General features: G+C 62.6%; 14 protein-coding genes. 5 read left to right on the top strand and 9 right to left on the bottom strand.

What is annotated here, in order from left to right:
- From AEYBE204_RS36320 to chpT, 5 genes are all read right to left on the bottom strand, one after another.
- On the bottom strand, positions 1-600 hold a 600-nt coding region (locus tag AEYBE204_RS36320), incomplete at its 3' end, for a response regulator (protein ID WP_031231367.1).
- An 18-nt stretch (positions 601-618) separates the two neighbouring features.
- A complete protein-coding gene (locus AEYBE204_RS36325) occupies positions 619-984 on the bottom strand; it encodes a PleD family two-component system response regulator (protein ID WP_023463561.1) in 366 nt (121 codons plus the stop codon).
- Between the two features lie 35 nt (positions 985-1,019).
- Positions 1,020-1,463, bottom strand: coding sequence for a chemotaxis protein CheW (locus tag AEYBE204_RS36330; RefSeq protein ID WP_023463562.1), 444 nt, complete (start codon positions 1,461-1,463; stop codon positions 1,020-1,022).
- Positions 1,464-1,530: 67 nt separating this feature from the next.
- Positions 1,531-3,927: a chemotaxis protein CheA gene (locus AEYBE204_RS36335; RefSeq protein WP_023463563.1), complete on the bottom strand. Its 2,397-nt coding sequence runs from the start codon at positions 3,925-3,927 to the stop codon at positions 1,531-1,533.
- A gap of 178 nt (positions 3,928-4,105) precedes the next feature.
- Positions 4,106-4,822, bottom strand: coding sequence for a histidine phosphotransferase ChpT (gene chpT, locus AEYBE204_RS36340; RefSeq protein WP_023463564.1), 717 nt, complete (start codon positions 4,820-4,822; stop codon positions 4,106-4,108).
- 289 nt (positions 4,823-5,111) lie between these two features.
- On the opposite strand from chpT, the gene cysK reads away from it, so the two are divergent.
- The 4 genes from cysK (at position 5,112) to AEYBE204_RS36360 (ending at position 11,679) form a co-directional block, all read left to right on the top strand.
- Positions 5,112-6,098 carry a cysteine synthase A gene (cysK, locus tag AEYBE204_RS36345; protein WP_023463565.1) on the top strand — a complete coding sequence of 329 codons (987 nt, stop codon included), beginning with the start codon at positions 5,112-5,114 and terminating at the stop codon, positions 6,096-6,098.
- Between the two features lie 122 nt (positions 6,099-6,220).
- Entirely contained in the window at positions 6,221-7,477 is a 1,257-nt protein-coding gene (locus AEYBE204_RS36350; RefSeq protein WP_023463566.1) for a DUF2336 domain-containing protein, read from the top strand.
- A gap of 180 nt (positions 7,478-7,657) precedes the next feature.
- Positions 7,658-10,282 (top strand): glycosyl hydrolase, encoded by a 2,625-nt coding sequence (locus AEYBE204_RS36355; protein ID WP_031231371.1) that lies wholly within the window; start codon positions 7,658-7,660, stop codon positions 10,280-10,282.
- Positions 10,279-11,679: a glycoside hydrolase family 28 protein gene (locus AEYBE204_RS36360; RefSeq protein WP_023463568.1), complete on the top strand. Its 1,401-nt coding sequence runs from the start codon at positions 10,279-10,281 to the stop codon at positions 11,677-11,679. The genes AEYBE204_RS36355 and AEYBE204_RS36360 overlap by 4 nt, the downstream gene beginning before the upstream one ends.
- 198 nt (positions 11,680-11,877) lie before the next feature.
- Here the strand turns inward: AEYBE204_RS36360 and AEYBE204_RS36365 are convergent, their stop codons facing one another.
- The 4 genes from AEYBE204_RS36365 to AEYBE204_RS36375 form a co-directional block, all read right to left on the bottom strand.
- Entirely contained in the window at positions 11,878-13,440 is a 1,563-nt protein-coding gene (locus tag AEYBE204_RS36365) for a trypsin-like serine protease (RefSeq protein ID WP_023463569.1), read from the bottom strand.
- A 3-nt stretch (positions 13,441-13,443) separates the two neighbouring features.
- A complete protein-coding gene (locus AEYBE204_RS36370) occupies positions 13,444-16,554 on the bottom strand; it encodes a caspase family protein (RefSeq protein ID WP_031231374.1) in 3,111 nt (1,036 codons plus the stop codon).
- Between the two features lie 295 nt (positions 16,555-16,849).
- The gene (locus AEYBE204_RS39700; protein ID WP_081724741.1) at positions 16,850-18,304 is read right to left on the bottom strand and encodes a caspase family protein; all 1,455 of its coding nucleotides are present in this window, start codon (positions 18,302-18,304) and stop codon (positions 16,850-16,852) included.
- A gap of 94 nt (positions 18,305-18,398) precedes the next feature.
- Entirely contained in the window at positions 18,399-20,525 is a 2,127-nt protein-coding gene (locus AEYBE204_RS36375; RefSeq protein ID WP_023463572.1) for a C1 family peptidase, read from the bottom strand.
- Positions 20,526-20,889: 364 nt separating this feature from the next.
- On the opposite strand from AEYBE204_RS36375, the gene AEYBE204_RS36380 reads away from it, so the two are divergent.
- Positions 20,890-23,208, top strand: coding sequence for a glycosyltransferase family 4 protein (locus AEYBE204_RS36380; RefSeq protein ID WP_023463573.1), 2,319 nt, complete (start codon positions 20,890-20,892; stop codon positions 23,206-23,208).
- Positions 23,209-23,258 lie beyond the last annotated feature (50 nt).

The raw sequence follows: 23,258 nt of genomic DNA on the forward strand, positions 1-23,258 counted from the left end.
CCCAGGGGTGCGCACGCGCGTCGGCGCGGCGACGTGACCCAGATGCGGCGTGGGGCTCACGGGGCGCGCTACGGGCGCCGGGGCGGGCGTCGAGGGATTGACCGGATACAGTCGAACCGGCGGGGCTGCGGGCTTGTTTTCAGGCGCTTGGCCCGGCCAGTGACGGATGCGGCCGCATAGGGCGCGGACCTTGGCCAGCAGTTCGGTACGATAGCCGTCGGCGCCGCCGATGCGCGAGGAATCCGGCTTGGCGACATAATCCGCCGCGCCCAGTTCCAGCGCGCGCATGGTCACCGCCGCGCCGCGCGTCGTCAGGGTCGAGGCCATCAGGATCTTGAGACCGGGGCGGGCGGCGAGAATCTTGGGGAGGGCCTCGATGCCGCTCATATTCGGCATTTCGATGTCGAGGATCATCACGTCGGGCTGGAGTTCCTTGACCTTTTCGATGCCCTTGGCCCCGTCGGTCGCCGACCCCAGCAGCACCATGTCGCTTTCGGCCTCGATCCAGCGCGTGACGAGGCCCCGCACCACGGCGGAGTCGTCGACGATCATCACCCGGATCGGGCGAAGCGAAGCAGCAGGATGGGGATTGATAGACATGGGTACTCTTAACGCTTACTAAATCAGGCCGACTTCGGAGAACTTCGCTTCCAGAATTTCACCGTCGAAAGGCTTCATGATGTATTCCGACGCGCCTTCGGTCAGGGCCTCGGTGATGTGCGACAGGTCGTTTTCGGTCGTACAGAACACGACGACCGGGGCCTTGCCGCCCTCTTCCTTGCGCAACTGACGCAGGAAGGTGATGCCGTCCATGACCGGCATGTTCCAGTCGAGCAGGATGGCGTTGGGCATCGCGGTCTTGCAGGCGTTCAGGGCCTCAAGACCATCGGCGGCCTCAAGCACCTCGAATTGCAGGTTTTCCAGAATGCGGCGGGCGACCTTGCGGATCACGCGGCTGTCGTCGACGACGAGGCAGGTTTTCATGAGCAGGTTTCCTAGTGAAACGCTTAGTTACGCTATTACGCGGCTTTAAGATGCGCCGCGTCGAGAAGGGTGTGCGGGTCCAGAACGATGAGCAGTTCCTTCTCCAGCTGGCAGACGCCGACGATCACTTCGGCCCAGCGCGGCGGCAGGTTGCCCGGCGGCGAGTGGAACTTTTCGTCGTCCAGTTTCAGCACTTCGTCGACCGAATCGATGACGAGGCCGTAGCTGTCGCCGTGGACTTCGAGGCCGATGGCCAGAGGTTCGGGCGCGTCGGCTTCGCGCGGGGCGAGGCCAAGACGGCGTCTCGCGCACACGGCGGTGACGATGCGGCCCCGCAGGTTCAGCACCCCGGCGATTTCCGGGCGCGACAGCGGCACGGGCGTCAGTCCGCGCGGGTGGAAGACGTCGTGGACGCGGGCGGCATCGACACCGAACAACTGACCGCCGACGCGCAGGGTAACGTAATCACGGATACTCATGTTCTATCCCTCAGAACCTCATGCCGAAAAGTGGAGGGCACTTTTCGGATACACATGAGGTGACAAATTAAGCGGCTTCGGTTTCGACAACGGCGTGGCCGTGGTGCTGGCGGCGGGCGTGTTCGGCCAGACCGCGCAGCTGGTAGTGATCGACGTCGAGGATTTCGCAGGCGCGACCGGCGACGACGGCGGTGCCGCGGACGCCCGGACGGTCGGCGGACAGCTCGATCGACAGGCGGTCTTCGACGACATCGACGATCTCATCGACGGCCAGCCCCATGGCATAGCCTTCGCCGGTAAAGACGAGGAGCGGCTGGATATGGCCTTCCTGTTCGCGGGCGGCCAGCAGGTCGTGATAGTGGCCGCTGACGGTCAGGATCGGCATCAGCTTGCCGCGATATTGCAGGGCGGCGCGGCCCTCCATGATCTCGATCTGCGACGATTCGATGTGTTCGAGGCGCGTGATGTGCTCAAGCTCGACGGCCTTCGGCGTGCCGCCGCCGGCCTTGAACAGCAGCATGGCGACGCGTTGCCCTTGGGCATCGACGTGGGTCTCTTCGCTTTCTTCGGCGGCTTTTTCTTCCAGCATGTTCCCGGCGCGCTCCGACATGGCGTTCGGGTCGAGGATCAGGACCACAGAACCGTCGCCGAGGATGGTCGCACCCGAGAAGACATCGACGTCGCGCAGGATCGAGGCCAGCGGCTTGACGACGATTTCCTCGGTGTCCAGCACGTCGTTGACGACGAGGCCGTAGCGGCGTTCGCCGACCTGAATGACCATGACGAAGGTCGGGTCTTCCTGCGTGGCGGCTTCCAGTTGCAGCGTCGGCCCCAGCTGGACCAGCGGCAGCAGCTTGTTGCGCAGACGCAGGACGAGGGATTGCTCGATCTTTTCGATCTTGTGTTCGGCGTTGGCCCCGGTGCGGACCAGTTCCATGACGGCGGTCTGCGGCACGGCGAATTTCTGGCCGCCCGCCCCGACGATCAGGGCCGAAACGATGGCCAGAGTCAGCGGAATCTTGATGGTGAAGGTCGTGCCCTGACCCTGGACCGAGTTCAGGTCGATCTGGCCGCCGATCTGTTCGATATTGGTGCGCACCACGTCCATGCCGACGCCGCGGCCCGACAGGTTGGTGACCTTGGCGGCGGTCGAGAAGCCCGGCGCGAAGATGAAGCGGTGGACCTGCTGATCGTTCATACCGTCGATTTCGGCACGGGTCGCCAGCGCCTTTTCGACGATTTTTTCACGGATGCGGGCGGTGTTCAGGCCGCGACCGTTATCCGAGATGCGGATGACGATATAGCCGCCTTCGTGGAAGGCCGATAGCTTGACGGTGCCGTTGGCGGGCTTGCCGAGGTCGATACGTTCCTGCGTCGGCTCAAGGCCGTGGTCGGCGGAGTTGCGCACCATGTGGGTGAGGGGGTCGCGGATCAGTTCCAGAACTTGTCTATCAAGTTCCGTGCCTTCGCCTTCCATGACGAGGTCGATCTTCTTGCCCAGTTCGTGGCTGAGGTCGCGCACCAGACGCGGCAGCTTCTTCCACGCCGCGCCGATCGGCTGCATGCGGGTCTTCATCACGCTGTCCTGAAGCTCGCCGGTCAGGGTCGACAGGCGTTGCAGCGGGGTGGCGAAGGCCGAGTCTTCGCGGTTGCGCGAAATTTGCAGAAGTTGGTTGCGTGTCAGGACCATTTCCGAGACGAGCGTCATCAGGCCTTCGAGCACATCGACCGAGACGCGGATCGACTGTGTGGTGGCGATGCCCGTGCCGTCTTCGCCGCCGGCAATGGCCGACAGGGCGCTGAGCGAGGTCGAGAGGTCGGTGGCGACGGTTTCCACGATGGGCGCGGCGACCGGGGCGGGCTTGGGCGCCTCGATAACAGGCGCCGGTGTAGGATCGGGTTCGGACATCCAGTCGGGGGCTTCGGCGGCGAGGAAGGCGGCTTCCAGCTCTTCTTCGGACACTTCACCGGGGCGCAGGGTGCGGGCGACTTCGGCCTTGACCTCGACCAGGGCGGCTTCGGCAACATCTGAGGCGATGGGGCGGTCGGGGACCGAAACGGCCTGAACCGTGTCGATGGCGACTTCGCGACCCTCGGCCATGGCTTCCAGTTGCGAGATCAGGTCGTGGTCGTCGCCGTCGGGCTCAAGACCGGTGGTTTCCAGTCCGGCCAGGATCATCTTGATGCGGTCGATCGAGTGCAGGACCAGGGTCACGGCATCGGCATTGACCTCAAGCTTGCCATCGCGGAAGCGGCCCAGCAGGGTCTCACCGGCGTGGGCGACGGCTTCGAGGCGACCGAGGCCGAGAAAGCCGCAGGTGCCCTTGACCGTGTGGACGAGGCGGAAAATATTGTCGAGCGTCTTGCGCTCGTTCGGATTGGCCTCGAACTTGACCAGTTCGCTATCGACCACCTCAAGGCTTTCGGCAGTCTCGGTCAAAAATTCGGCGATAAGATCGTCCACAGCATACCCCGTCAAACGCAATTGGTGCCGCCGTAAGCCGTCGGAAAACGGACGCAGGGCGGGCCTTGTAACGGGCTATATTCACTGGGTTTGGTTAAGGGAGTGTTTTCAGAAGGTTACCGAAAGCTGAATTTTGACCCTTTTGCGCAAAAAAGCGTAACGCGGTTTTAAGCGCCGATCAGGCGATTTTCGGCAAGGTGATCGTGATCGACAGATGATCGGGTTCGGCGGTGACCTCCAGCGATCCACCGGCTTCCTTGGCGACGCTGTAGAGCCAGAACGGCTGAATCCATTGGCCGGTCAGGCCTTCAGACAGCGGCTTGCCCGCCAGACCTTCGATGGCTTCGGGCTTGAGACGCGCACGGTTGCCCTTAGACTCGGATTTCAGGATGATCGCATCGTCCGTCTCTTCGCGCGTCAGGGTGGCGATACCGCCGGTCGGCAGGGCGTTGCCCGCGATATAGCCGAGGTTCATCAGGGCGCGGGCGGCGGGCTTTTCAAACACGATGGAGTCGTCGATCTGAAACTCCAGATTGGCGCGCATGGTCGAAAAGACGTCCGACAGGGTCTTGTTCAGTTCCTTCGCCGAAAAGGCTTCGGCGGAACTGGCCGCGCCAAAGGCCACGCGGGCGAAGTGGACCAGCGTCACCATCTTGTTGGCCGAAGCCTGGATCAGGTTGATCGCGTCGTCGCGCATATCCTGAGCCGACGGGTCGCTGAGCAGGTCGAGACCGGAAATGATCGCGCCGGTCGGCGAGATAAAATCGTGGCACAGCTTGCCGACCAGTTGCGTCGCCAGATCGTAGGGATTGGGCAGGGCGCTTTGGGTCATGGGCGTGTCGGCGGCCTCGGCGGAAGTGTCAGGCGCGGCGGTGGCCAGCGATAAATCGTCCATAGCGGGGTCTCTCTTGATCAGTACGGCTAACGCCATGTGTGAGGTGATTTGCCTTATCAGGAAACTCCCCAAAGGCTATATTCGCTGAAATTTCCTGTTTCGGGGATAGTTCCGAGGCATTTGGCGCTCGGATTAATCACGGGAAATGCCGATCACGAAAGGGTTAGCGCTCTTTCATTGCCGGGTATTTGTAGTAACAAGCGTACCGCACCACATTCACGATACGGCGTCTTTGCGGGCGTCAGTATAATATACAGCCGAATAAAAGACCAATTGTGGAGGTCCTTTCATGCCTGACTCCTTACCCGCCGCTTCGACGTCGCGCTATGCCCGCAAGGGTCGCGGCAAGGTGTTCGAGTCGATCCTCGACACCATCGGCGACACGCCGCTGGTCAAGCTGCCGCGCCTGTCGGCCGAATACGGTGCCAAGGCCACGGTGCTGGCCAAGCTCGAATTCTTCAACCCTCTGTCGTCGGTCAAGGACCGCATCGGCGTGGCGATGATCGAGGCGCTCGAAGCGTCGGGTCAGTTGAAGCCCGGCGGTGTGATCATCGAGCCGACCTCCGGCAATACCGGCATCGCGCTCGCCTTCGTCGCCGCGTCGAAGGGTTACGAACTGATCCTCGTCATGCCGGAATCGATGTCGCTGGAACGTCGCAAGATGCTGGCACTGCTGGGCGCGCGTCTGGAACTGACCCCGGCGGAAAAGGGCATGCGCGGGGCGGTCAACCGCGCCACCGAACTGGCTGCGGCCACGCCGGGCGCGGTGATTCCTCAACAGTTCGAAAACGCGGCCAACCCTGAGATCCACCGTATTTCGACGGCCGAGGAAATCTGGAACGACACGGCGGGTGCCGTCGACGTGCTGATTTCAGGCGTCGGCACCGGCGGTTCGATCACCGGCATCGGGCAGGTGCTTAAGGCAAAAAAGGCCTCGGTCGAGATCGTCGCCGTCGAGCCGGAAGCCTCGCCGGTCCTGTCGGGCGGCGAACCCGGTCCGCACAAGATTCAGGGCATCGGCGCGGGCTTCGTGCCGGGCATTCTGGACAAGGGCGTCATCGACCGCGTCGAGAAGGTGTCGAACGATCAGGCCTTTGCCACCGCGCGCAAGTCGGCGCAGCTTGAAGGCCTGCCGGTCGGCATTTCGTCGGGCGCGGCGCTTGAGGCGGCCTTCCGTCTGGCGGCGCTGGACGAATATGCGGGCAAGACGATCGTGGCGATCATTCCGAGCTTTGCGGAACGGTATCTGTCCACGGCTCTGTTCGACGGGCTGTAATTTTTTAAGACCCTCCCCTGATTTGGCTTCGCCGAACTTCGTTTCAGGGGAGGTGCTTTATGAATCCCTCGCGCATTCAGGGGGATATTCTTTTTTAACACGTCTCTGTCTATATTGCAGGCATGACCGCCAGTGCTGCACCCGAACCGATCCTGCCCGAGAGCGACGACGCTCCGGACCTCGACGGTATCGATGAAGCCGCCGAACTGGTCTTTCCCGCCCGTCAAACCCTGCTGAAACGCCTGTCCGACGTGGTGTGCCTGCCCGAAACGCGCGTCAACGCGTTCGAGCGCGCCGTGACTGCCGATCTGCTGGTCGAAATGCTGCGCGAAGCCCAGAAGGGCGAGCGCCTCAAGGTGTCGCGCCGCCTCAGCCGTCTGAACGAAGTCCCCCATTCGCTGGTCCGGTTGCTGATCACCGACGAACCTGAGATCGCTCGTTGTCTGATCGAGGATTGCGACTCGCTGGCCGATACCGACCTGCTCTATTGCGTGCGCAATGGTACGCCGCTCCATCACCGCCTGTTGGCCCAGCGCAAGGCCATCGGCCCGGTCATCTGCGAAGCCATCGCTGATACGGGCGACCTCGAAGCGGTCGAATATCTGCTGAAAAACCGGCAATCGACCCTGTCGCAGGCCGCGATCGAAGCCGCCGTGGCGATGAGCCAGAACGCCTTGCATCTGGTGCCGCTGATCATCAAGCGCCTCGAACTGCGCCCCAGCTCGGCCTATGTCATGTTCTGGTGGTCGGATTCGGATGTTCGCCGCACGATCCTCAGCCGTTTCGCCGTCAACCGCGAAGTGATGCAGGACGCCGCCGCCGATGTATTTGCGATGGCGGCAAAAGAAGGCTGGAACGACGCCCTGTCGCGCAAGGCGCTGCAATTCATCGAACGCCGGCAACGTAACCGCGAGGCGATCAAGAAAAGCCCCTACGAGAGCCTGGAGACTGCCTTGAAGGAAGCCGCCACGCGGGGCATGACGCGCCACACGGCGGAAGAGATTTCCTACATGTCGGGCCTTAAACCATCGACGGGCGCCAAGATCCTGCGCGACCGGGGCGGCGAAGGCCTGGCCGTGTTATGCAAGGCAACGGGCTTGAAAAAGGCCGATCTGCGCAACCTGTGGAAGGCGCTGAGACGCCCGGCGGAAAAGGACGGCGACACCCATCCCGATCTGGCGCGTGTATTGCTGGCCTACGACATGCTGGCGGTCGACCGGGCGCAGACCGTGTTGCGTTACTGGAACTGGTCGCTGTCCTCGGCCCTGACCCACGTTATGATCCGCGCTATCGCGCGCGGTGAAAGCTTCGATATGGACGAATTGTCCGTGCCGCAACGCACCGCCATGCTCGCCTTCGCGCAGGACCTTAAGGGCTAAACGCGCTTTCCGGCTTGCCACCCCTCATTTATGTGATAATTAATCGGTTGCGGCAGCGCTTAAGTCTGTAAAAATGATACCGGTGTCATAAGGTGTCGTTGAACGGATTTACCGGGCGCCAACGTTGATGGAAGAGCGACACCAAGATCGCCGTCATCCCATATAAAAAGAGGAAACACGATGCCACGACCTGCCACCCAATCCTTGCGCCTGTTGTTGACCACGTCTCTGGCCGTTGCGGCCCTGTGGGGACCGGCGCAGGCCGACACCGTGGCCGACGGATTTGCGGCACCGCCTGCCGAAGCGCGACCGATGGTGCGCTGGTGGTGGTTCGGCCCGAAGGTCAGCGATGCCGAGATCGTGCGCGAAATCAAGGCCATGAAGCAGGGCGGGTTCGGCGGTTTCGAACTGGCGGCGCTCTATCCGTTGGAACTGGACGGCAATCAGCCCTATCTGTCCGACCAGCATCTGGCGGCGCTGAAACGGGCTAATGAGACGGGGCGCGCCGAAGGTTTGCGCGTCGATGTGACGCTGGGGTCCGGCTGGCCGTTCGGTGGGCCACACATCACGGCAGACCTTGCGGCGGCCCGTGTGGCGCTGGTCAAGCTGCCGCTGGCGGCCTCTGCAACGGCGGTCGATCTGCCTACGCTGAAACCGGGCGAGCGCGTGGTGGCCGCCTTTGTCGGTACTTCGGCGGCGGATGCCGTTCTCGTCGAACCAACGGCGGGCAAGGTCACCGTCAAGGCTGCACCTGCCGCGCGCACGGTCTTTGTCGTCCTGCAAAGCCCTACCGGTCAACAGGTCAAGCGTGCCTCGGTCGGGTCCGAAGGTTACGTCCTCGACCATATGAGCCCCGACGCCGTGCAGACGCACCTGCACGCGGTGGGCGACCGCCTGCTGACGGCGTTTCCGGACGCGAAGCCCTATGCCGTCTTCTCGGACAGCCTCGAAGCCTATGGCACCGACTGGACCGACGACCTGCTGGCCGAGTTCAAAAAGCGCCGGGGCTACGATCTGAAACCCCATTTGCTCAAATGGTTCGACACCACGCCCGACAGCGCCGCCATCCGCCGCGACTGGGGCCTGACGCTGGCCGAACTGACCGAGGAACGCTACCTGACGCCGGTCAACGACTGGGCGAAGCGGAACGGCACGCGGTTCCGCTCGCAAACCTATGGCCACCCGCCGGTGACCCTGTCGTCGATGCGACGCGTCGATTTGGCTGATGGCGAGGGGGCTGACTGGCGCATCTTTTCGCGTATGCGCTGGGCGAGTTCCGCCAACCACCTGTATGAAAAATCCGTGACGAGCGCCGAAGCCTGGACCTGGCTGCATCAGGGCGCGTTTCAGGCGACGCCGCTCGACATCAAGGCCGAGGCCGATACCCTGATGCTGCAAGGCGTCAACCACTTCATCGCTCACGGCTGGCCCTATTCGCCGCCGGAAGCGCCTGAGCCCGGCTGGGCCATGTACGCCGCCGCCGTGTTCAACGACCACAATCCGTGGTGGACGGTCATGCCGGAGGTCAATCTCTATCTCCAGCGCATGAGCTGGCTGCTGCAACAGGGGCAGCCCGTCGCCGACATCGCCGTCTATATCCCGCAGGACGATGCGCTGGCGGCGTCGAAACCGGGCACGGTGTCGGTCGACGGCGAAGCCGGGAAATACATCACCAAGGGCCCGACCGCGCAGATTCTCGATGCCGGGTTCGCGTTCGACTATGTCGATGATGAGGCCCTGTCGGCCAAGGGTTTCAAGGCGAAAGTGCTGATCCTGCCGAAGATGACGCGCATCGATCCGGCGGCCTATGCGAAGATAGAAGCCTTCGCCAAGGCGGGCGGCTGGGTCGTCGCCGTGGACCGTCTGCCCGACAGCGGGGCGGACCTGATCGAGGCCGAGGCCGATACGGCGGCGGTTAAGGCTATCAGCGCCCGCCTGTTCAAAGGCACGATTGTCGCCGAAAACGATGTGGGTGCCACGCTCAAAACCATTGCCGCGCCCGATGTCACGGGCCTGACGCCGGAGACGGGTTTCGTCCATCGCAAGCTGGCCGACGGCGACCTCTATTTCGTCGCCAATACCGGCAACACGCCGGTCACCCTGCCGCTGACGTTCAGCGCGGGCAATACCGGTCAGGTGTGGAACGCCGTCGATGGCACGGTGCGCGCGTGGGACGGTGCGCCGGTCACGCTGGCCCCGTACGAGTCGCGGGTCTTCGTCTTCGGCGCCGCCGCTTCGGCGAAACTGACACCGGTCGTTACCGCCAAAGCACCATCGCGCCCCCTCGTCAGCGGCTGGACCCTAAGCTTCGGCACATCGACCAAACCCGTCGCCGCCTTCGGCTCGTGGACCAACGATCCGGCGCGCCAGCATTTTTCCGGCGTGGCGACCTATAGCCGCACGATTAAACTCAATAAGGCCGACCTTGCGGCGGGCCTGACGCGGCTCGATTTCGGCGACGGCACGCCCGAAACCATCCCCAATGGTCGTCGCAACGGCAGCCGCGCGTGGCTGAACGCGCCGGTGCGCGACGCTGCGGAGGTCTTCGTCAACGGCCAACGCGCGGGGGCGGTGTGGACGGCACCCTATGAAATCGACCTCAAACCGTTCCTGAAAGCGGGAGACAACCGCATCGAAATCCGCGTGGCCAATACGGCGGTAAATACCCTGGCCGGACGTCCGGCGACGGACTATACGGCGCTCAGGGCCAAGTACGGCGACCGCTTCCAGCCGCAGAACATGGATAATCTCAAACCCTTGCCGTCCGGGCTGATGCAAGCCCCGGTGCTGGAGACCGCCCAATGACCTTTTCCCGCCGTTCGGTGCTTTATGCCGGTTTTGCCGTGCCCATTCTGGGGACAAGCGCCTGTGCCGGTATCCCGCTCGCAAAACGCAAAACGGTAAGCGCCACTGCCCCCTTCGACATGCCGTCGATCACGGTGCCGGACTTCGCCTCGGCCAAACGCTTCCTGATCACCGATTTCGGGGCGCGTCAGGACGATCAGGCTGCCACCTCCGCCGCTATCGCCAGGGCCATCGACGCGGCCCATACGGCGGGGCAGGGTGTTGTTGTCGTCCCCGAAGGCACGTGGCCGACGGGCAAGGTCCACCTGAAAAGTCACGTCAATCTGCACCTCTCAAAGGGCGCGACCCTGCTCTTTTCGGAAAAGCCCGAGGATTACCTGCCGCCGGTCCAGACCTCGTGGGAAGGCATCGAGTGCTTCAACTACTCGCCGCTCGTCTATGCTTTCGAGTGCGAGAACGTGGCGATCACCGGCGAAGGCAAGCTCAAAGCCAGACTCGATGTGTGGAGGCTGTGGTACGCGCGGCCGAAGCCGCACATGGACGCGCTGGTGGCGCTCTACAATATGGCTTATAAAAATGTGCCGGTCAGTGAACGTCAGATGGTCGCCGGGGAGAACCACCTGCGTCCGCATTTCGTCCAGTTCAATCGCTGCAAGAACGTGCTGCTGGAAGACTTTTCGCTCGAAGACAGCCCCTTCTGGTGCATCCACCCGCTGCTCTGCCGTGATGTCGTCATCCGCCGCATCAAGGTCCGCGCCCACGGCCACAACAATGATGGCGTCGATCCGGAAATGAGCCAGAACGTGCTGATCGAGGATTGCGTCTTCGATCAGGGCGACGACGCCATCTCGGTCAAGTCGGGCCGCGACATGGACGCGTGGCGGCTCAATACGCCGACGAAGAATGTCGTCATGCGCAATTGCCGGATCAGGAACGGGCACCAGCTCATGGCGGTCGGCAGCGAGCTGTCGGGCGGCATCGAGAACGTCTTCGTCGACAATTGCCACTTCATCGGCGACGGCAAGGGCGCGGACGGTCACGCCGTGCCGATCATGAACCTGCTCTATGTGAAAACCAACGAGCGGCGCGGCGGCTATGTGAAAAACATCCACATGTCGAACGTTTCGGCCACGAAGATCGCGGGCAGCGTGATCGCGGTCGAAACCGATGTGCTTTATCAGTGGCGCACCCTGATGCCGACCTATGTGCGCAAGCTGACGCCGATCGAGGGCCTGCACGTGTCGAATATCGAGGTGGGTGAAGCTAAGAGCATCGCCTACCTCAAGGCGGAGCGTGAGCAGCCGGTGAAGAACGTGACGCTAAAAAACGTGCGCGTGAAAACCGTCACCGGCACGCCGGTCACCACCGAAAACGTCGAAGGGTTCAGATCGGAATGAGTTTGTTTCGCTCCCTCCTCCCTACGTAGTGGGGAGGTGGCATTTGCGTAGCAAATGACGGAGGGGCACGACTCCGAAAATCCAGCGCATTGAACAGCTTGGCGTTATACCCCTCCGTCAGCATAGCCTTACGGCTTGCTGCCACCTTCCCACTACGTAGGGAGGAGGGAGCTCAATCTACTTAAAGCCGCTCTGCTCTCAAGGCTTTTTAACCGTATACTCGATGGTTGCCAGCCCCCAGCCCTTGAGCTCCTTGCCGGCCTTGGTTGCCGCCATCTGCTTGGAAATCTCGTTGGCCAGATTGCCCGCATATTGGCCCAAACTGTTTTCGCCGTCTTCCCAGCCGGGAGCGTAGGATACATCGACGCCCTTGGTCAGGGTCTTTTGCGAGGCGACGAAGGCATCGAGATTGGCGCCGGGCGGCAACAGGATCGCCATCAGCTTCGACTTGCCGTAGGGCTTTTGCGCCTGAATGCGAAACCCATAGCTGCGATCGGGGAAAAAGACCGGCGTATTGGCGGTGATGCCGCCCTTGGCCGCCGTCGAATCGAAATCGTTGGGATAGAGCTGAGTCACCATGAAGTCGGCGTTGCGGTCGATGAGGACCAGCCGCCCGCTCATGGGACTGGAAACCTTGAGGACGATAATGGTCCCCTCGGTCAGGTCGCGCAGACCGCAGGTCTTGGTGCTGTCAGCATCGGTGCAGATATCGATCTGGATGCGGCCCTTGGCCGGGGCCAGCATCAGCTCCAGTTCGGCAAAGCCCTGCGGTTCGGTCGGGGCCTCGGTCTGCTTGTCGAGCGGCTGGGCGATATTGACGCTGCCCGCCACCGTTTTGATCCACGGCAGGAAGCGCGATACGCGGGTATAGACACCGGGCTTGCCGACCTGACCGCAGGGCGTCGGGCCCCAGCTGACCAGACCGACCTGATAGGGGCGGTGGTTGCCGTCATAGGCCATCAGCGGCCCGCCGGAATCGCCGCCGCACGAATCGCCGATAGCGCTGGCGGGCGAGGGCGACATCCACCCGGCGCAGATCTGGTTCTGCGCCACGATGCCGCCACCCGCTGCCCCCCGACCGCGCACGCAGTCGGCGGTCGAAACGACCGGCATATGGACCTCTAGCAACTGGTTCGAGCGCGCGGCGATCAGCATGCCGTCGCGGCCTTTTTCGGCGACGGTCATTTCGGACTCGGTCGTCCCCAGACCGGCTACGCCCACCAGCCCCGCATCGGGGTCGTTGGCGGCGACGCCGGACAGGGCCACGACAGGCCCCGTCCAGTCGCGGTCGATCTCGATAATGGCGATATCGTTGTCGTAGGTCGGCACCTTGCTGGCCAGTTCGTCCGAACAGTGCGCCCCGGGATGCACGGTGAGCCTGACCACGCGGTAGGCACTGGCGCGGGTGGCGTTGCGCAGGTCGGTCAGGCCGGGAAAGATGCGCATCAGGCCCATCGGCATGGTCGATTTCTTGCACTTGGCCGCCAGTTCGGGGGAAAACTCCTCAAGGCAGTGCGCCGCCGTCAGGACGTGGCGCGGGCCGATCATGCTGCCGCCGCAGAAGACCGCGGTCTGCTTGGGCGTTTCCAGCGCGATGGCGGCAAAGCCTGGCCATTGTTCGGCCTGGGCCAGACGCCCGCCGACGACCTTGGTGCTCGGCGGCGGGGTCGAGGCGCGGGCAAAGGCGTCGGGCGCGTCGGCGGCAAAGGCGACCGTCAGGGCGAAGCCGATGATCGGCAAGAGAGCGATCGTCTTGCGCATCGCCTACTCCTTCGCGTAGGCGCAGGCCGCCTGATAGCCGCGGTCGCACGACTTTTTGTAGGTTTCGCGAGCCTTGACCGCATCGACCGCGCCGCCCGATCCGTTGGCGTAGAGACGGGCCAGATTGAAGCAGCCGATCGATTCGTTGTTGTTGCAGGCCTTTTCATAGAACTGACGCGCCTTGACGAAGTCGACCGCCGTGCCGCGGCCCATCTCGTAGAACACGCCGAGATTGGTGCAGCCTGTGCCGAAATTGCCGTTGCACGACTTCTGGTAATAGACGAGGGCCGTGTCGTAGTTCATGACCGTGCCCTTGCCGTCGCGCCACATGTTCCCGGCATTGTCGCAGGCGCCGTAATTGTTGTCCGAGCAAGACTTTTCATAGATCTGACGGGCCTTGACGTTGTCCATAGACCCGCCCTTGCCGTTTTCCATCATGATGCCGAGATTGTTGCAAGCGATGCTGTTGCCGCCGTTGCAGCCCTTTTCGTAGAGGGCGCGGGCCTTGGTCATGTCGACCGCCGTCCCCTTGCCCATTTCGTACATCCACCCGGCATTGGTACAGCCGGAGAAGGTGCCGTTGTCGCAGGCGCGGGTATGGAAGGTCAGGGCCTTGCCGAAGTCCTGAACCCCGCCCTTGCCTTCGCGCCACAGGCCGCCGGCATTGTCGCAGCCCGAATAGTTCTGACCGGTACAGGCCTTTTCGTAGATCTGACGGGCCTTGACGTTGTCCATCGCGCCGCCCTTGCCGTTTTCCAGCATGATGCCGAAATTGTTGCACGACACCATGTTGTCGCCGGTGCAGCCCTTCTCATAAAGGGTGCGTGCGCGGGCCAGATCGACCGCCACGCCCTTGCCGTTTTCGAACATCACGCCGAGATTGTTACAGCCCAGCATGCTGCCGCCGGTGCAGGCCTGATCGTAGTAGGTGCGCGCCTGAACATAGTCGCGGGCACCACCCTTGCCGTTATCGAGCAGGTAGCCGATGCCGAAGCAGCCGGCCATTTCGTCCAGCGAACAGGACTTGGTGTAGAGGGTGCGCGCCTGAACATAGTCCTGCGTCACGCCGCGGCCGTTTTCATAGGCGATGGCCAGGTTGTTGCAGCCCGTCGAGTTCCCGCCGGTGCAGGCCTTGGTGTAGTAGGCATTGGCCTTGGTGTAGTCCATGCTGACGCCCAGGCCCCGCTCGTACAGGTAGCCGTTATAGGTACAGCCCCGGTATTCGCGACCGTTACAGGCCTGATCGAACAGGCGGACAGCGGTCGTGTAGTCGCGGTTGTTGTAGGCGGTGACGCCGTCGTCATAGACCTTGCCCATGGCGGCGGGCGAATTGTCGACCGGCGGCGGCGGGGTCACCTGCGACAGGCTCTTGACCTGTTCGCAGCTGGCGGTGTCGCCGAGGTCGCAGGCCTTCTGATAATAGGTCCGCGCCGTGCTCAGGTTCTTGGCGACGCCGAAGCCGTTATAATAGAGGCGGGCGACGTTCGAGCAGCCGATGCTTTCCTTGTTGGTACAGGCCTTGTCGTAGAGCGGAAGCGCGGCGGTGAGATCCTTGGCGACGCCTGTGCCGTTCTCATAAAGGACGGCCAGATTGTTGCAGCCCAGCGCATAGGCGTTGTCGCAGGCCTTCTTGTAGAAGCTGAGCGCCTTTCCGAAATCGACCGCGCCGCCGCGACCCTTTTCATACAGGTAACCGAGGTTGAAACAGGCCTGAGCATAGAGGCGCGTACAGGCGGTGTCGTAGAGCGTGCGTGCCTTGGCCGCGTCAACCGTCACGTCCTTGCCCTGCTCATAGAGCCAGCCGAGGCCCGAACAGCCCATGCCGTCGCCGGTGTTGCAGCCCTTCTCGTAATAGACGCGCGCCTGGCTATAGCTCTGGGTCACGCCGAAGCCGTTCTCGTAGAAGCTGCCGAGGTTCGAGCAGCCGAGCGAGAAGTTGCCGTCGCAGGCCTTTTTGTACAGGCTGGCGGCGCGGCTGTAATCCTGCGCGACCCCGCTGCCCTGATCGTACATGAAGCCGAGATAGTTACAGCCCTTCATCGAGCCGCCGTTACAGGCCTTTTCAAACAGGCCGCGGGCCGAGGTGAAGTTGCCGTTGGTGTAGGCTTTCAGGCCGTCGTCGTAATCCTTGGCCGCCTGTTGCGAATTATAGTCGTCCTGCTGCGGATTGGGTGACGGCGCCGGGGGTTTTTGCGTCTGGCAGCCCGACGCGCTCAGACGCGCCTTGGCCTGACTGGCGAAGGCACCCGCCGGATAGTCGGCCAGATAGGCCTGATAGTCGGTACAGTCGCGCGCCATCGACCAGACAGTCTTTTCGACCTCCCACGCGGACGGCTTGTCCGGCTGCGGCAAGGGCGGCGGCGGCGCGACCTCGCACGAGACGAGGCAGATGCGGTCGTAGATACGGTTGTTGGACCACGGGCGTTGCTTCTTGCCGGTGCGCTTGGACACCTCGATCTGAACGGCGCCGAAGACCTGGGTGATGTCCTGACCGGGACGGACGATCTGTTCGGCCAGCACGGGCGCGTAGACCCCGACATCGGCCACGTCGCCGAGGTCGGTCGAAAAGGCGATCAGGGTGTTGGATTCGGCGGCGACGGCGACAAGGCCCTTGGTCCCGGCCTTGCCGAAGGAGGGCGTGTTGCGGCAGGCGTCGGCGACGATGATCACCGCACGGGCATTGGTGCGCGAAAACTGCGCGGTGAGGGAGCCGAGTTTTACCCCGTAAGCTTCCAGATCGGCCTCGACCTGAAGATCGGCCTCGACGCCGAGCAGGTAGTTGTCGCCGCCTTCGTCGGACGGGTCGCGGGTGCCGTGGCCGGTATAGTAGATGAAGCCGATGGCGTCGGGCGAGGCGGCCAGAGCGCGGCGGAAATTGGTGAAGGCGGTATCGAGCTGGGATTTGTTGGCGTTATGGACGCGGGTGACCTTGAAGCCGACCTTGGTCAGCGAGTCGGCGACCAACCCGGCTTCTTTTTCGGTGCCGGGCAAGGGGGTCAGCTTGGTGTAGGCCGTCTGATCGATGACCAGCGCCAGACGCGCCTGCGCCTCGGCTTTGGAAAAACCGCCCGCCATCATCACAACAGCGGCTAAAATCGCGAACAGAACTCTCATGACATCCCCTGTGGGCGATATACGCCCAACCCGCCTGCTAACCCGGTGCAATTAAACATATTCGGTCACGCATCAGCACCCCGATTCAGGGGTACGCAACGCCGCTGCAACCGATTTTTGGATCGGCCGCCCGCATAAAAACAACTTTTGAAACAATCAGAACGGCATTTTCGCCACGGACTCGTTCCCGTGCTCACATACCGGCGTTCACCCTATTACAGGCCTGACATTTACGCCAGAGGACCGCGTGCGCCTAACAGCATTTTTCATGAAGCAGGCGATGTCAGGGGCGGCATTATTTTCTCAAGCCATCACAGGCCACTGGATATCCGAGATCACAGCCTTTTTGCAAAGCGACTTTGCGGGCGACGGGAAACTCAGTCTTTTCCCTGTCGGTCAGTCCGGGGGTATCACCATATGTCAGGGCCAGAGCGACGCAGGCTGACGGATATTTCCGGTCACAGGCATATTGGTAAAGGCTTCGAGCTTTGATCATATCCTTAGGCAGGCCCGATCCCCATTCGTGCATACGGCCCTGATTCTCGCAGGCGTACATGACTCCGGTTTTGCAGGCACTATCATATAGAGCATAGGCCCTGGCATCATCTTTCGGCACACCTAACCCAAACATATATTGATAGGCAAGGTGAGCGCAGGAATCCTGATCTTTCAGATTGCACCCTTTTTCGAGCAAGGCGAAAGCGCGGGTATAATCCTTGGGTAGATTCGTGCCGTCCTGATAACTGAAACCCAGAAACCGGCAGGCCACGCCAAAGGCGCCGTCGCATGATTTCTGATAGAGTGAAAAGGCAAGCGCCTTGTTCTGTGCGACGCCGGTACCCTTGAAATACAGGCTGGCCAGATTATAGCACCCCCTCATATTTCCGGCGGTGCAGCCCTGTTCGTAAAAGGTCAGGGCCGCGCCGTAATCACCGGCCGTTTCGGCTTTGCGTCCGTCCTCATAGGCCTTTTGTGCATCGACAGGCAAGGGTCCTGCCATTTGCTCACCCTGACATGAAACCAGACAGATATCGCTGTAGATCAGATTGTTCGACCACGGCAGTTGCTTGCGGCTGGTCTTTGCCGCGACCTTCTTCTGCACATTGCTGAACAGCTGAATGACGTCCTGCCCCGGCTTGAGCATTTCTTCGGCCAGTACGGGGGCATAGACGCCGACATCGGCCACATCGCCCGCACCGGTGGAATAGGCGACCAGCGTATTGGCCGCCGCCGACACCGGTGCCAGTCCCTTGGTCCCGGCCTTGCCCAGAGTCGGCGTGGTGCGGCAGGCGTCGAGGACGAAGATCACGACCGACGCACCGGTCTGGGAGAATTGCTGGGTCAGGTTCTGAAGCTGGACGCCATAGGCGGTCAGGTCGGAAGCGACGGAAATATCGGCCTCGACGCCCAACAGGTAGTTGTCGTTGGTATCGGAGCCCGCATCGCGAATGCCGTGGCCGGTATAGTAGATGAAGACGACCGCGCCGGGATTGGCACTGACCTGACGGCGGAAATCGCGAAAGGCTGTATCGAGTTGCGGGCGGGTGGCCGAATGGACGCGGGTGATCTGAAAGCCGGTTTTTTGCAGCGAGCCCACGACCTGATCGGCCTCCTGACGCGCACCGGGAAGGGGGGACAGATTGCCGGAATAGCCGACCTGATCAATGACCAGCGCCAGACGCGTTTCGGCCTGCGTGGCGGCCCCGCACATCATCAGGCACATGGCGATAAACGCCGCTAAAACTCGCATCTGAACCCCGTTACCCTTATCCCGCTACCAGCTGTAACACAAAAAAAACAGGCGGTGCGACCCGACTCGCACCGCCTGTCCATGTATGAGCGGACTATTGCCCCGCCGTGACCGCGATCTCGACGATGGCTTCGCGGCCCTTGTCGTCGAAGACCGAGACGCGGATGAGGTGCTTGCCGTTGGGGATGTCCATCGGCGCGGCGGTGATCCCAGCGGCGGAGACCTGCGCTTCCTTGCGCACCCGGTCGGTCACGTCGAACCAGCCCACCGGCGTCTTGTAGCGGACGCGCACGGTTTCCGGGCGGACCTTGGCGTCGGCCGGGGCGGCAAAGGTCGCCTTGATCGCCATCTTGCCGTTGATCGCGCCGTCGAGCTTCGGGCTCAGGACGGTGATTTTCGGGCCCTTGGGATCGCCGATGGCGTTCATCAGGCCCGTACCCGGTGCGTCGTTGGAGAGGTCCTCGACGCCGGACGCGTTGAAACTCTGAACTTCGGCGGCGGTGACCAGCCAGCTGGTACCCGGTGCGACGGTGTCCTGCACCTCGACCTGGGTGATGGCCGCCCGGATATCGGCATTGGCGTTGGTGTCATTCGACAGGTCGCCGCGCAGACGGTCCATAAAGGACACTTCCGAGGCATTCATGGCGATGATCTTCTCGCTGACCGGCTGGGTCGAGGCCAGCACCAGCACGGCTTCGATGCCGTAGGGCGGCGAGGCCTTGAGGCGCAGCGGCGAACCGTCCGAACCGATTGACATATGATAGAGACCCGCCGCATTCGGCGACACCTTGCCGCGATAGATTTCCTTCGCCGACTGATCGGCCTGAAGATAGAAGACCTGCACATAGGGCGCGGCGGCGGTGGTCGTCACGTCGATCTTGAAGCGGTCGCCCTTTTTCAGGATCGGCGTCGATTCGACGTTCTGTTCGGCCAGCGATACCTCGACGCCGCGTTCGGCGGTGACCGCCCCGGCTTCTAGATTGGTCACGCTGACCTGCACGCCGCCGCGGGCGATGGCGGTTTTCATCAGGCCGCGGATTTCGCACGCCGGCCAGGGCGTTTCCTCGACATTGATCATCAGGCGGCCGAGATAGGGGCTCAGTTGCTTGCGCAGACGGCGGACCTCGTCGACGCAGCCGTGGCCGGTGATGCGGTAGCCGTTGCCGAGCTTCTCAAGCCGCAGTTCCCCGGTGCGGAAACCGCCGACGATCTGGGTCAGTTGCGGATAGATATCCACCGGCGCCGGATTGGGCTGCGGCGTCGGCGTCGGCGTCGGCGTGGGTTGCGGTTGCGGTGCCGGACCGGCGTCGTTGCGCGGATTGAGCGGCGTGGCCATGCCGGTCATGACATAGGCTTCCTTGACCATCGCCTTGAAGGCTTCGTAGGAAATCCACACATAGCCGCCGTCGCCCCAGTCGCGGCTCCACGAATTGATCAGCTTGAACGCGCCCTTATCGCCATTGGCGGCGACGCGGTCGTCGTCATAGGCGATGACGACCATGGCGTGATAGCCGTGCTTGCCGCCCGCCATCAGCGAGGTCGCCCCCAGCGTGTAGGTATAGTTGCCCTTCGGCATGCGGAACCATTCGTCGGTATTGATGGTCAGGCCGACAATGACCGGATGGCCGCGTTCAAGGCGCTCACGGTACGAATCGAGCGTCTTGATGTTTTCGGTCGTGAAGGCATCGTAGCCGGGGATTTTCCAGCGCGACGACACGGCCAGCGCGTCGTTCGACGGCACGTTCGGCATGCAGGTGGTGTCGGTATAGGGCCAGTAGGTCCACGAGGTCGAGCCGACATTGACCAGCACGTTGAGCGCGCCGCGGAAGGTCGCGCCGCCACATTGATCGCCCTTGATGTTCGGGCGCGACGACGACTGGTTGAAGACGAAGCCGGGGCTGGAGATTTCGTCGGTGGTGGTGGGCTTCTTCTTGGTTTCGCCGGCCAGATAATAGGAGCGCGCGCCGTAGGACACCGCCCAGCCAGAGCACGAGCCCATCATCCCCTGATCGCCGGGATTGGGGAAATAGGGCGTCAGGTCGGCCTTTGACAACAGCACGGCGGAACGGGCGCGCGGTGCGGCGGGCTCCTGTGCGTATTCTTCGGGCGGCAGGGCGTCGAGGCCGGTTTTGAACGCCGGTTGTGCCAGTGTCGTCAGCGGCGACATCAAGGGCATGGCGACGGCCACGCCTAAACCCAGAATTTTGGTAATTTTGCGCATGCGTGAAGCCTGCCTCCCCGAAAGACACCCATATCTACGTTACGGCCAGCATAAGCGCATAGACCCCCACCCGCCAATACCCCTGAACAGGGGGGATTGGCACACAAATACGGTAAGGATACGTGCAGGTCGCCGATCAGGCCGATTATGACGCTTTCGTTACGGCATTTATTGCAATGCACCCCATTCCCCACTGCTTCTTTATACGCGATGGCTGCAAAGTGACATTCTGCTTCCGGATAATCAGCGACGCTTATTTTTCTTTGCGACTCTTATTTTCAGACGCTTCTTATCGGTAACATAAGACCGGTTCCGGAACGCAGGCGCAAATTTTCATTCGAAGGGTTCGCCCAAAGGATTCGTCATGCTTCAGGACAAAAGCTTTGCCGTCGAAACCGAGGTTTCCGACCTGAGCCAGATTTTAACCCAGTCCCCCGCCGTGGCCTCGACCCGGCTTAAGCGCGTTGCGGTCATCGGCAATTTTCCGCCGCGTCAGTGCGGTCTGGCCACCTTCACCCGTGATATCTATCGCTGCCTGCACACGGCCCTGCCGCAGGCGCGCTTCGACGTCATCGCTATGGACGACCACGCCGGCCCTTACGACTATCCCGCCGAGGTGACGAAACATATCCCGCAGGACGACATTTCCGCCTATGTAAAGCTGGCCGACGACCTTAACGCCGCCGGGACGCAGGCCCTGTTCGTGCAGCATGAGTTCGGCATCTATGGCGGTCCGGCGGGCGCGCATCTGCTGGCCTGTCTGGAACGCGTCACCATGCCCGTCGTCACCACCCTGCACACGGTGCTGGAAAACCCGAACGACGAGCAGCGCCGGGTGATGGAGGCGCTGATCCGCCGATCCTCGACCCTGATCACCATGGCGCACAAAGGCGCCGACATCCTCAAGCGCGTCTACGGCGTGCCGGACGCGCAGATTGCCGTCATTCCGCATGGCGCGCCCGCGCGTCCCTATAGTTCGCCCGAGGTCTTCAAACCCGGCCTCGACGTCGCCGGTCATCGCGTCCTGACGACTTTCGGCCTGCTGTCGCCGAACAAGGGCATCGAGACGATCATCGAAGCCCTGCCGGATATCAGCAAGGCCTGTCCGGACGTCGTCTATCTCGTGGTCGGTGCGACGCACCCGAACCTGATCATCAACGAAGGTGAGGCCTATCGCGACCGCCTGAAAAAAATGGCCGCCGAACTCGGCGTCGAGGATCATATCCGCTTCGTCAACAGCTTCATTTCCGACGACGATTTGATCGACATTCTTCAGGCGACCGACGTCTATGTGACGCCATACCTGACCGAAACCCAGATCACGTCAGGTACGCTGAGCTATGCTCTGGCGGTCGGTAAGCCGGTCGTGTCCGCGCCCTACTGGCATGCGGTCGAGGCTCTGGCCAATGGCGTGGGGGTGGTTTGCCCGTTCCGCGATTCGCGCGCGTTCGCCTCGGCGATCAGCGACCTTTTGACCGACGATCAGGCGCGCGCCGCCATGTCGGCCAAGGCTTACGAATATGCCCTGCCGTCGCGCTGGAGCGCGGTTGCCGCCAGCTATATCCGCCGCGCCGAGGCTGATCTGGAGCGGCCCGAAGCGCAGGTTCCCACGCCGGTTTTCACGCTCTGTCCCGCCCCGTCGTGGCGCGCCGTCGAGCGTCTGTCCGACGATTGCGGTATGGCGCAGCACGGGCGGTATCGCCTGCCCGACCGCGCGCACGGCTACTGCGCCGATGACAATGCCCGCGCCCTGATGCTGATGGCGCGGCAGTCGAAGCTGATCCCGCTGGACGACCGTCAGATCGACCGCGCCTACCGATATGCCGGATTTATGAACCATGCGTGGAATGGGGGGCGCTTCCGCAATTTCATGTCGTTTTCCCGCCAATGGCTGGACGAGGGCGGCTCCGACGATTGCTGCGCCCGCAGCTTCGAATCTCTGATCGAGGTCGTCCGTTCGGACCTGCCCGCCGATCTGAAACTGTGGGCCAAGGAACTGGCGCAGCGCGTCCTGCCGCACGTCGGTGACTGGCAATCCAACCGCTCGCGCGCCGTGGTGTTGCGGGCGCTGGACGGTGCGCTCGGTCACGTCGGTGAGCCCGCGCAGGTGAAGACTCTGATCGCGGAGCTCGCCGCCCAACTGCACGGTGCCTATCGCGACTGGGCCAGAAACGAGGATGGCACCGACGGACATAGCTGGTTCGAAACGGCCCTGTCCTACGACAATGCCCGTTTGCCCGAAGGCTTGCTGATCGCCGGTCATGTCCTGAACGATATCCAGATGAAAACCGATGCCCTGTCGGCGCTCGGCTGGCTGATGGACAAGCAAACGGCGGACGGTCACCTGCGACCGATCCCGACCAAATGGTTCGACACCAATCCCGATACCCCGGCCCAGACCCATCCCCTGTTCGATCAGCAGGCGCTGGAAGCGCAGGCGACGCTGGAGGCCTGCCTGACGGCGGCGCGCCTGACCGGTGACGCGCGCTGGACCGCCGAAGCGCACAAGGCCTACGGCTGGTTCCTTGGGCAAAACGACCATGGCCTGAGCCTGATCACCGACGACGGCGGCTGCTACGACGGCCTGACGCCGCACGGTGTTAATGAAAATCAGGGCGCGGAATCGGTGCTGGCCTGGCACCTCGGCTGGTCGGCGCTCAAGATTTCCGGCCTGCAAGCTTAATTTAAGACGACTTTACTAACCGGTGGTCCGCCGCATGCAACGGGCCGTCG

Origin of the sequence: Asticcacaulis sp. YBE204 (genome assembly GCF_000495855.1) — a bacterium.
GTDB lineage: Bacteria > Pseudomonadota > Alphaproteobacteria > Caulobacterales > Caulobacteraceae > Asticcacaulis.

What these genes read in the sequence shown, in the direction of transcription:
- AEYBE204_RS36360 (WP_023463568.1), top strand. Translation starts at nt 10,279, where the DNA reads ATGACCTTTTCCCGCCGTTCGGTGCTTTATGCCGGTTTTGCCGTGCCC.
- cysK (WP_023463565.1), top strand. Translation starts at nt 5,112, where the DNA reads ATGCCTGACTCCTTACCCGCCGCTTCGACGTCGCGCTATGCCCGCAAG.
- AEYBE204_RS36350 (WP_023463566.1), top strand. Translation starts at nt 6,221, where the DNA reads ATGACCGCCAGTGCTGCACCCGAACCGATCCTGCCCGAGAGCGACGAC.
- AEYBE204_RS36370 (WP_031231374.1), bottom strand. Translation starts at nt 16,554, where the DNA reads ATGAGAGTTCTGTTCGCGATTTTAGCCGCTGTTGTGATGATGGCGGGC.
- AEYBE204_RS36330 (WP_023463562.1), bottom strand. Translation starts at nt 1,463, where the DNA reads ATGAGTATCCGTGATTACGTTACCCTGCGCGTCGGCGGTCAGTTGTTC.
- AEYBE204_RS39700 (WP_081724741.1), bottom strand. Translation starts at nt 18,304, where the DNA reads ATGCGAGTTTTAGCGGCGTTTATCGCCATGTGCCTGATGATGTGCGGG.
- chpT (WP_023463564.1), bottom strand. Translation starts at nt 4,822, where the DNA reads ATGGACGATTTATCGCTGGCCACCGCCGCGCCTGACACTTCCGCCGAG.
- AEYBE204_RS36375 (WP_023463572.1), bottom strand. Translation starts at nt 20,525, where the DNA reads ATGCGCAAAATTACCAAAATTCTGGGTTTAGGCGTGGCCGTCGCCATG.
- AEYBE204_RS36365 (WP_023463569.1), bottom strand. Translation starts at nt 13,440, where the DNA reads ATGCGCAAGACGATCGCTCTCTTGCCGATCATCGGCTTCGCCCTGACG.
- AEYBE204_RS36325 (WP_023463561.1), bottom strand. Translation starts at nt 984, where the DNA reads ATGAAAACCTGCCTCGTCGTCGACGACAGCCGCGTGATCCGCAAGGTC.
- AEYBE204_RS36355 (WP_031231371.1), top strand. Translation starts at nt 7,658, where the DNA reads ATGCCACGACCTGCCACCCAATCCTTGCGCCTGTTGTTGACCACGTCT.
- AEYBE204_RS36380 (WP_023463573.1), top strand. Translation starts at nt 20,890, where the DNA reads ATGCTTCAGGACAAAAGCTTTGCCGTCGAAACCGAGGTTTCCGACCTG.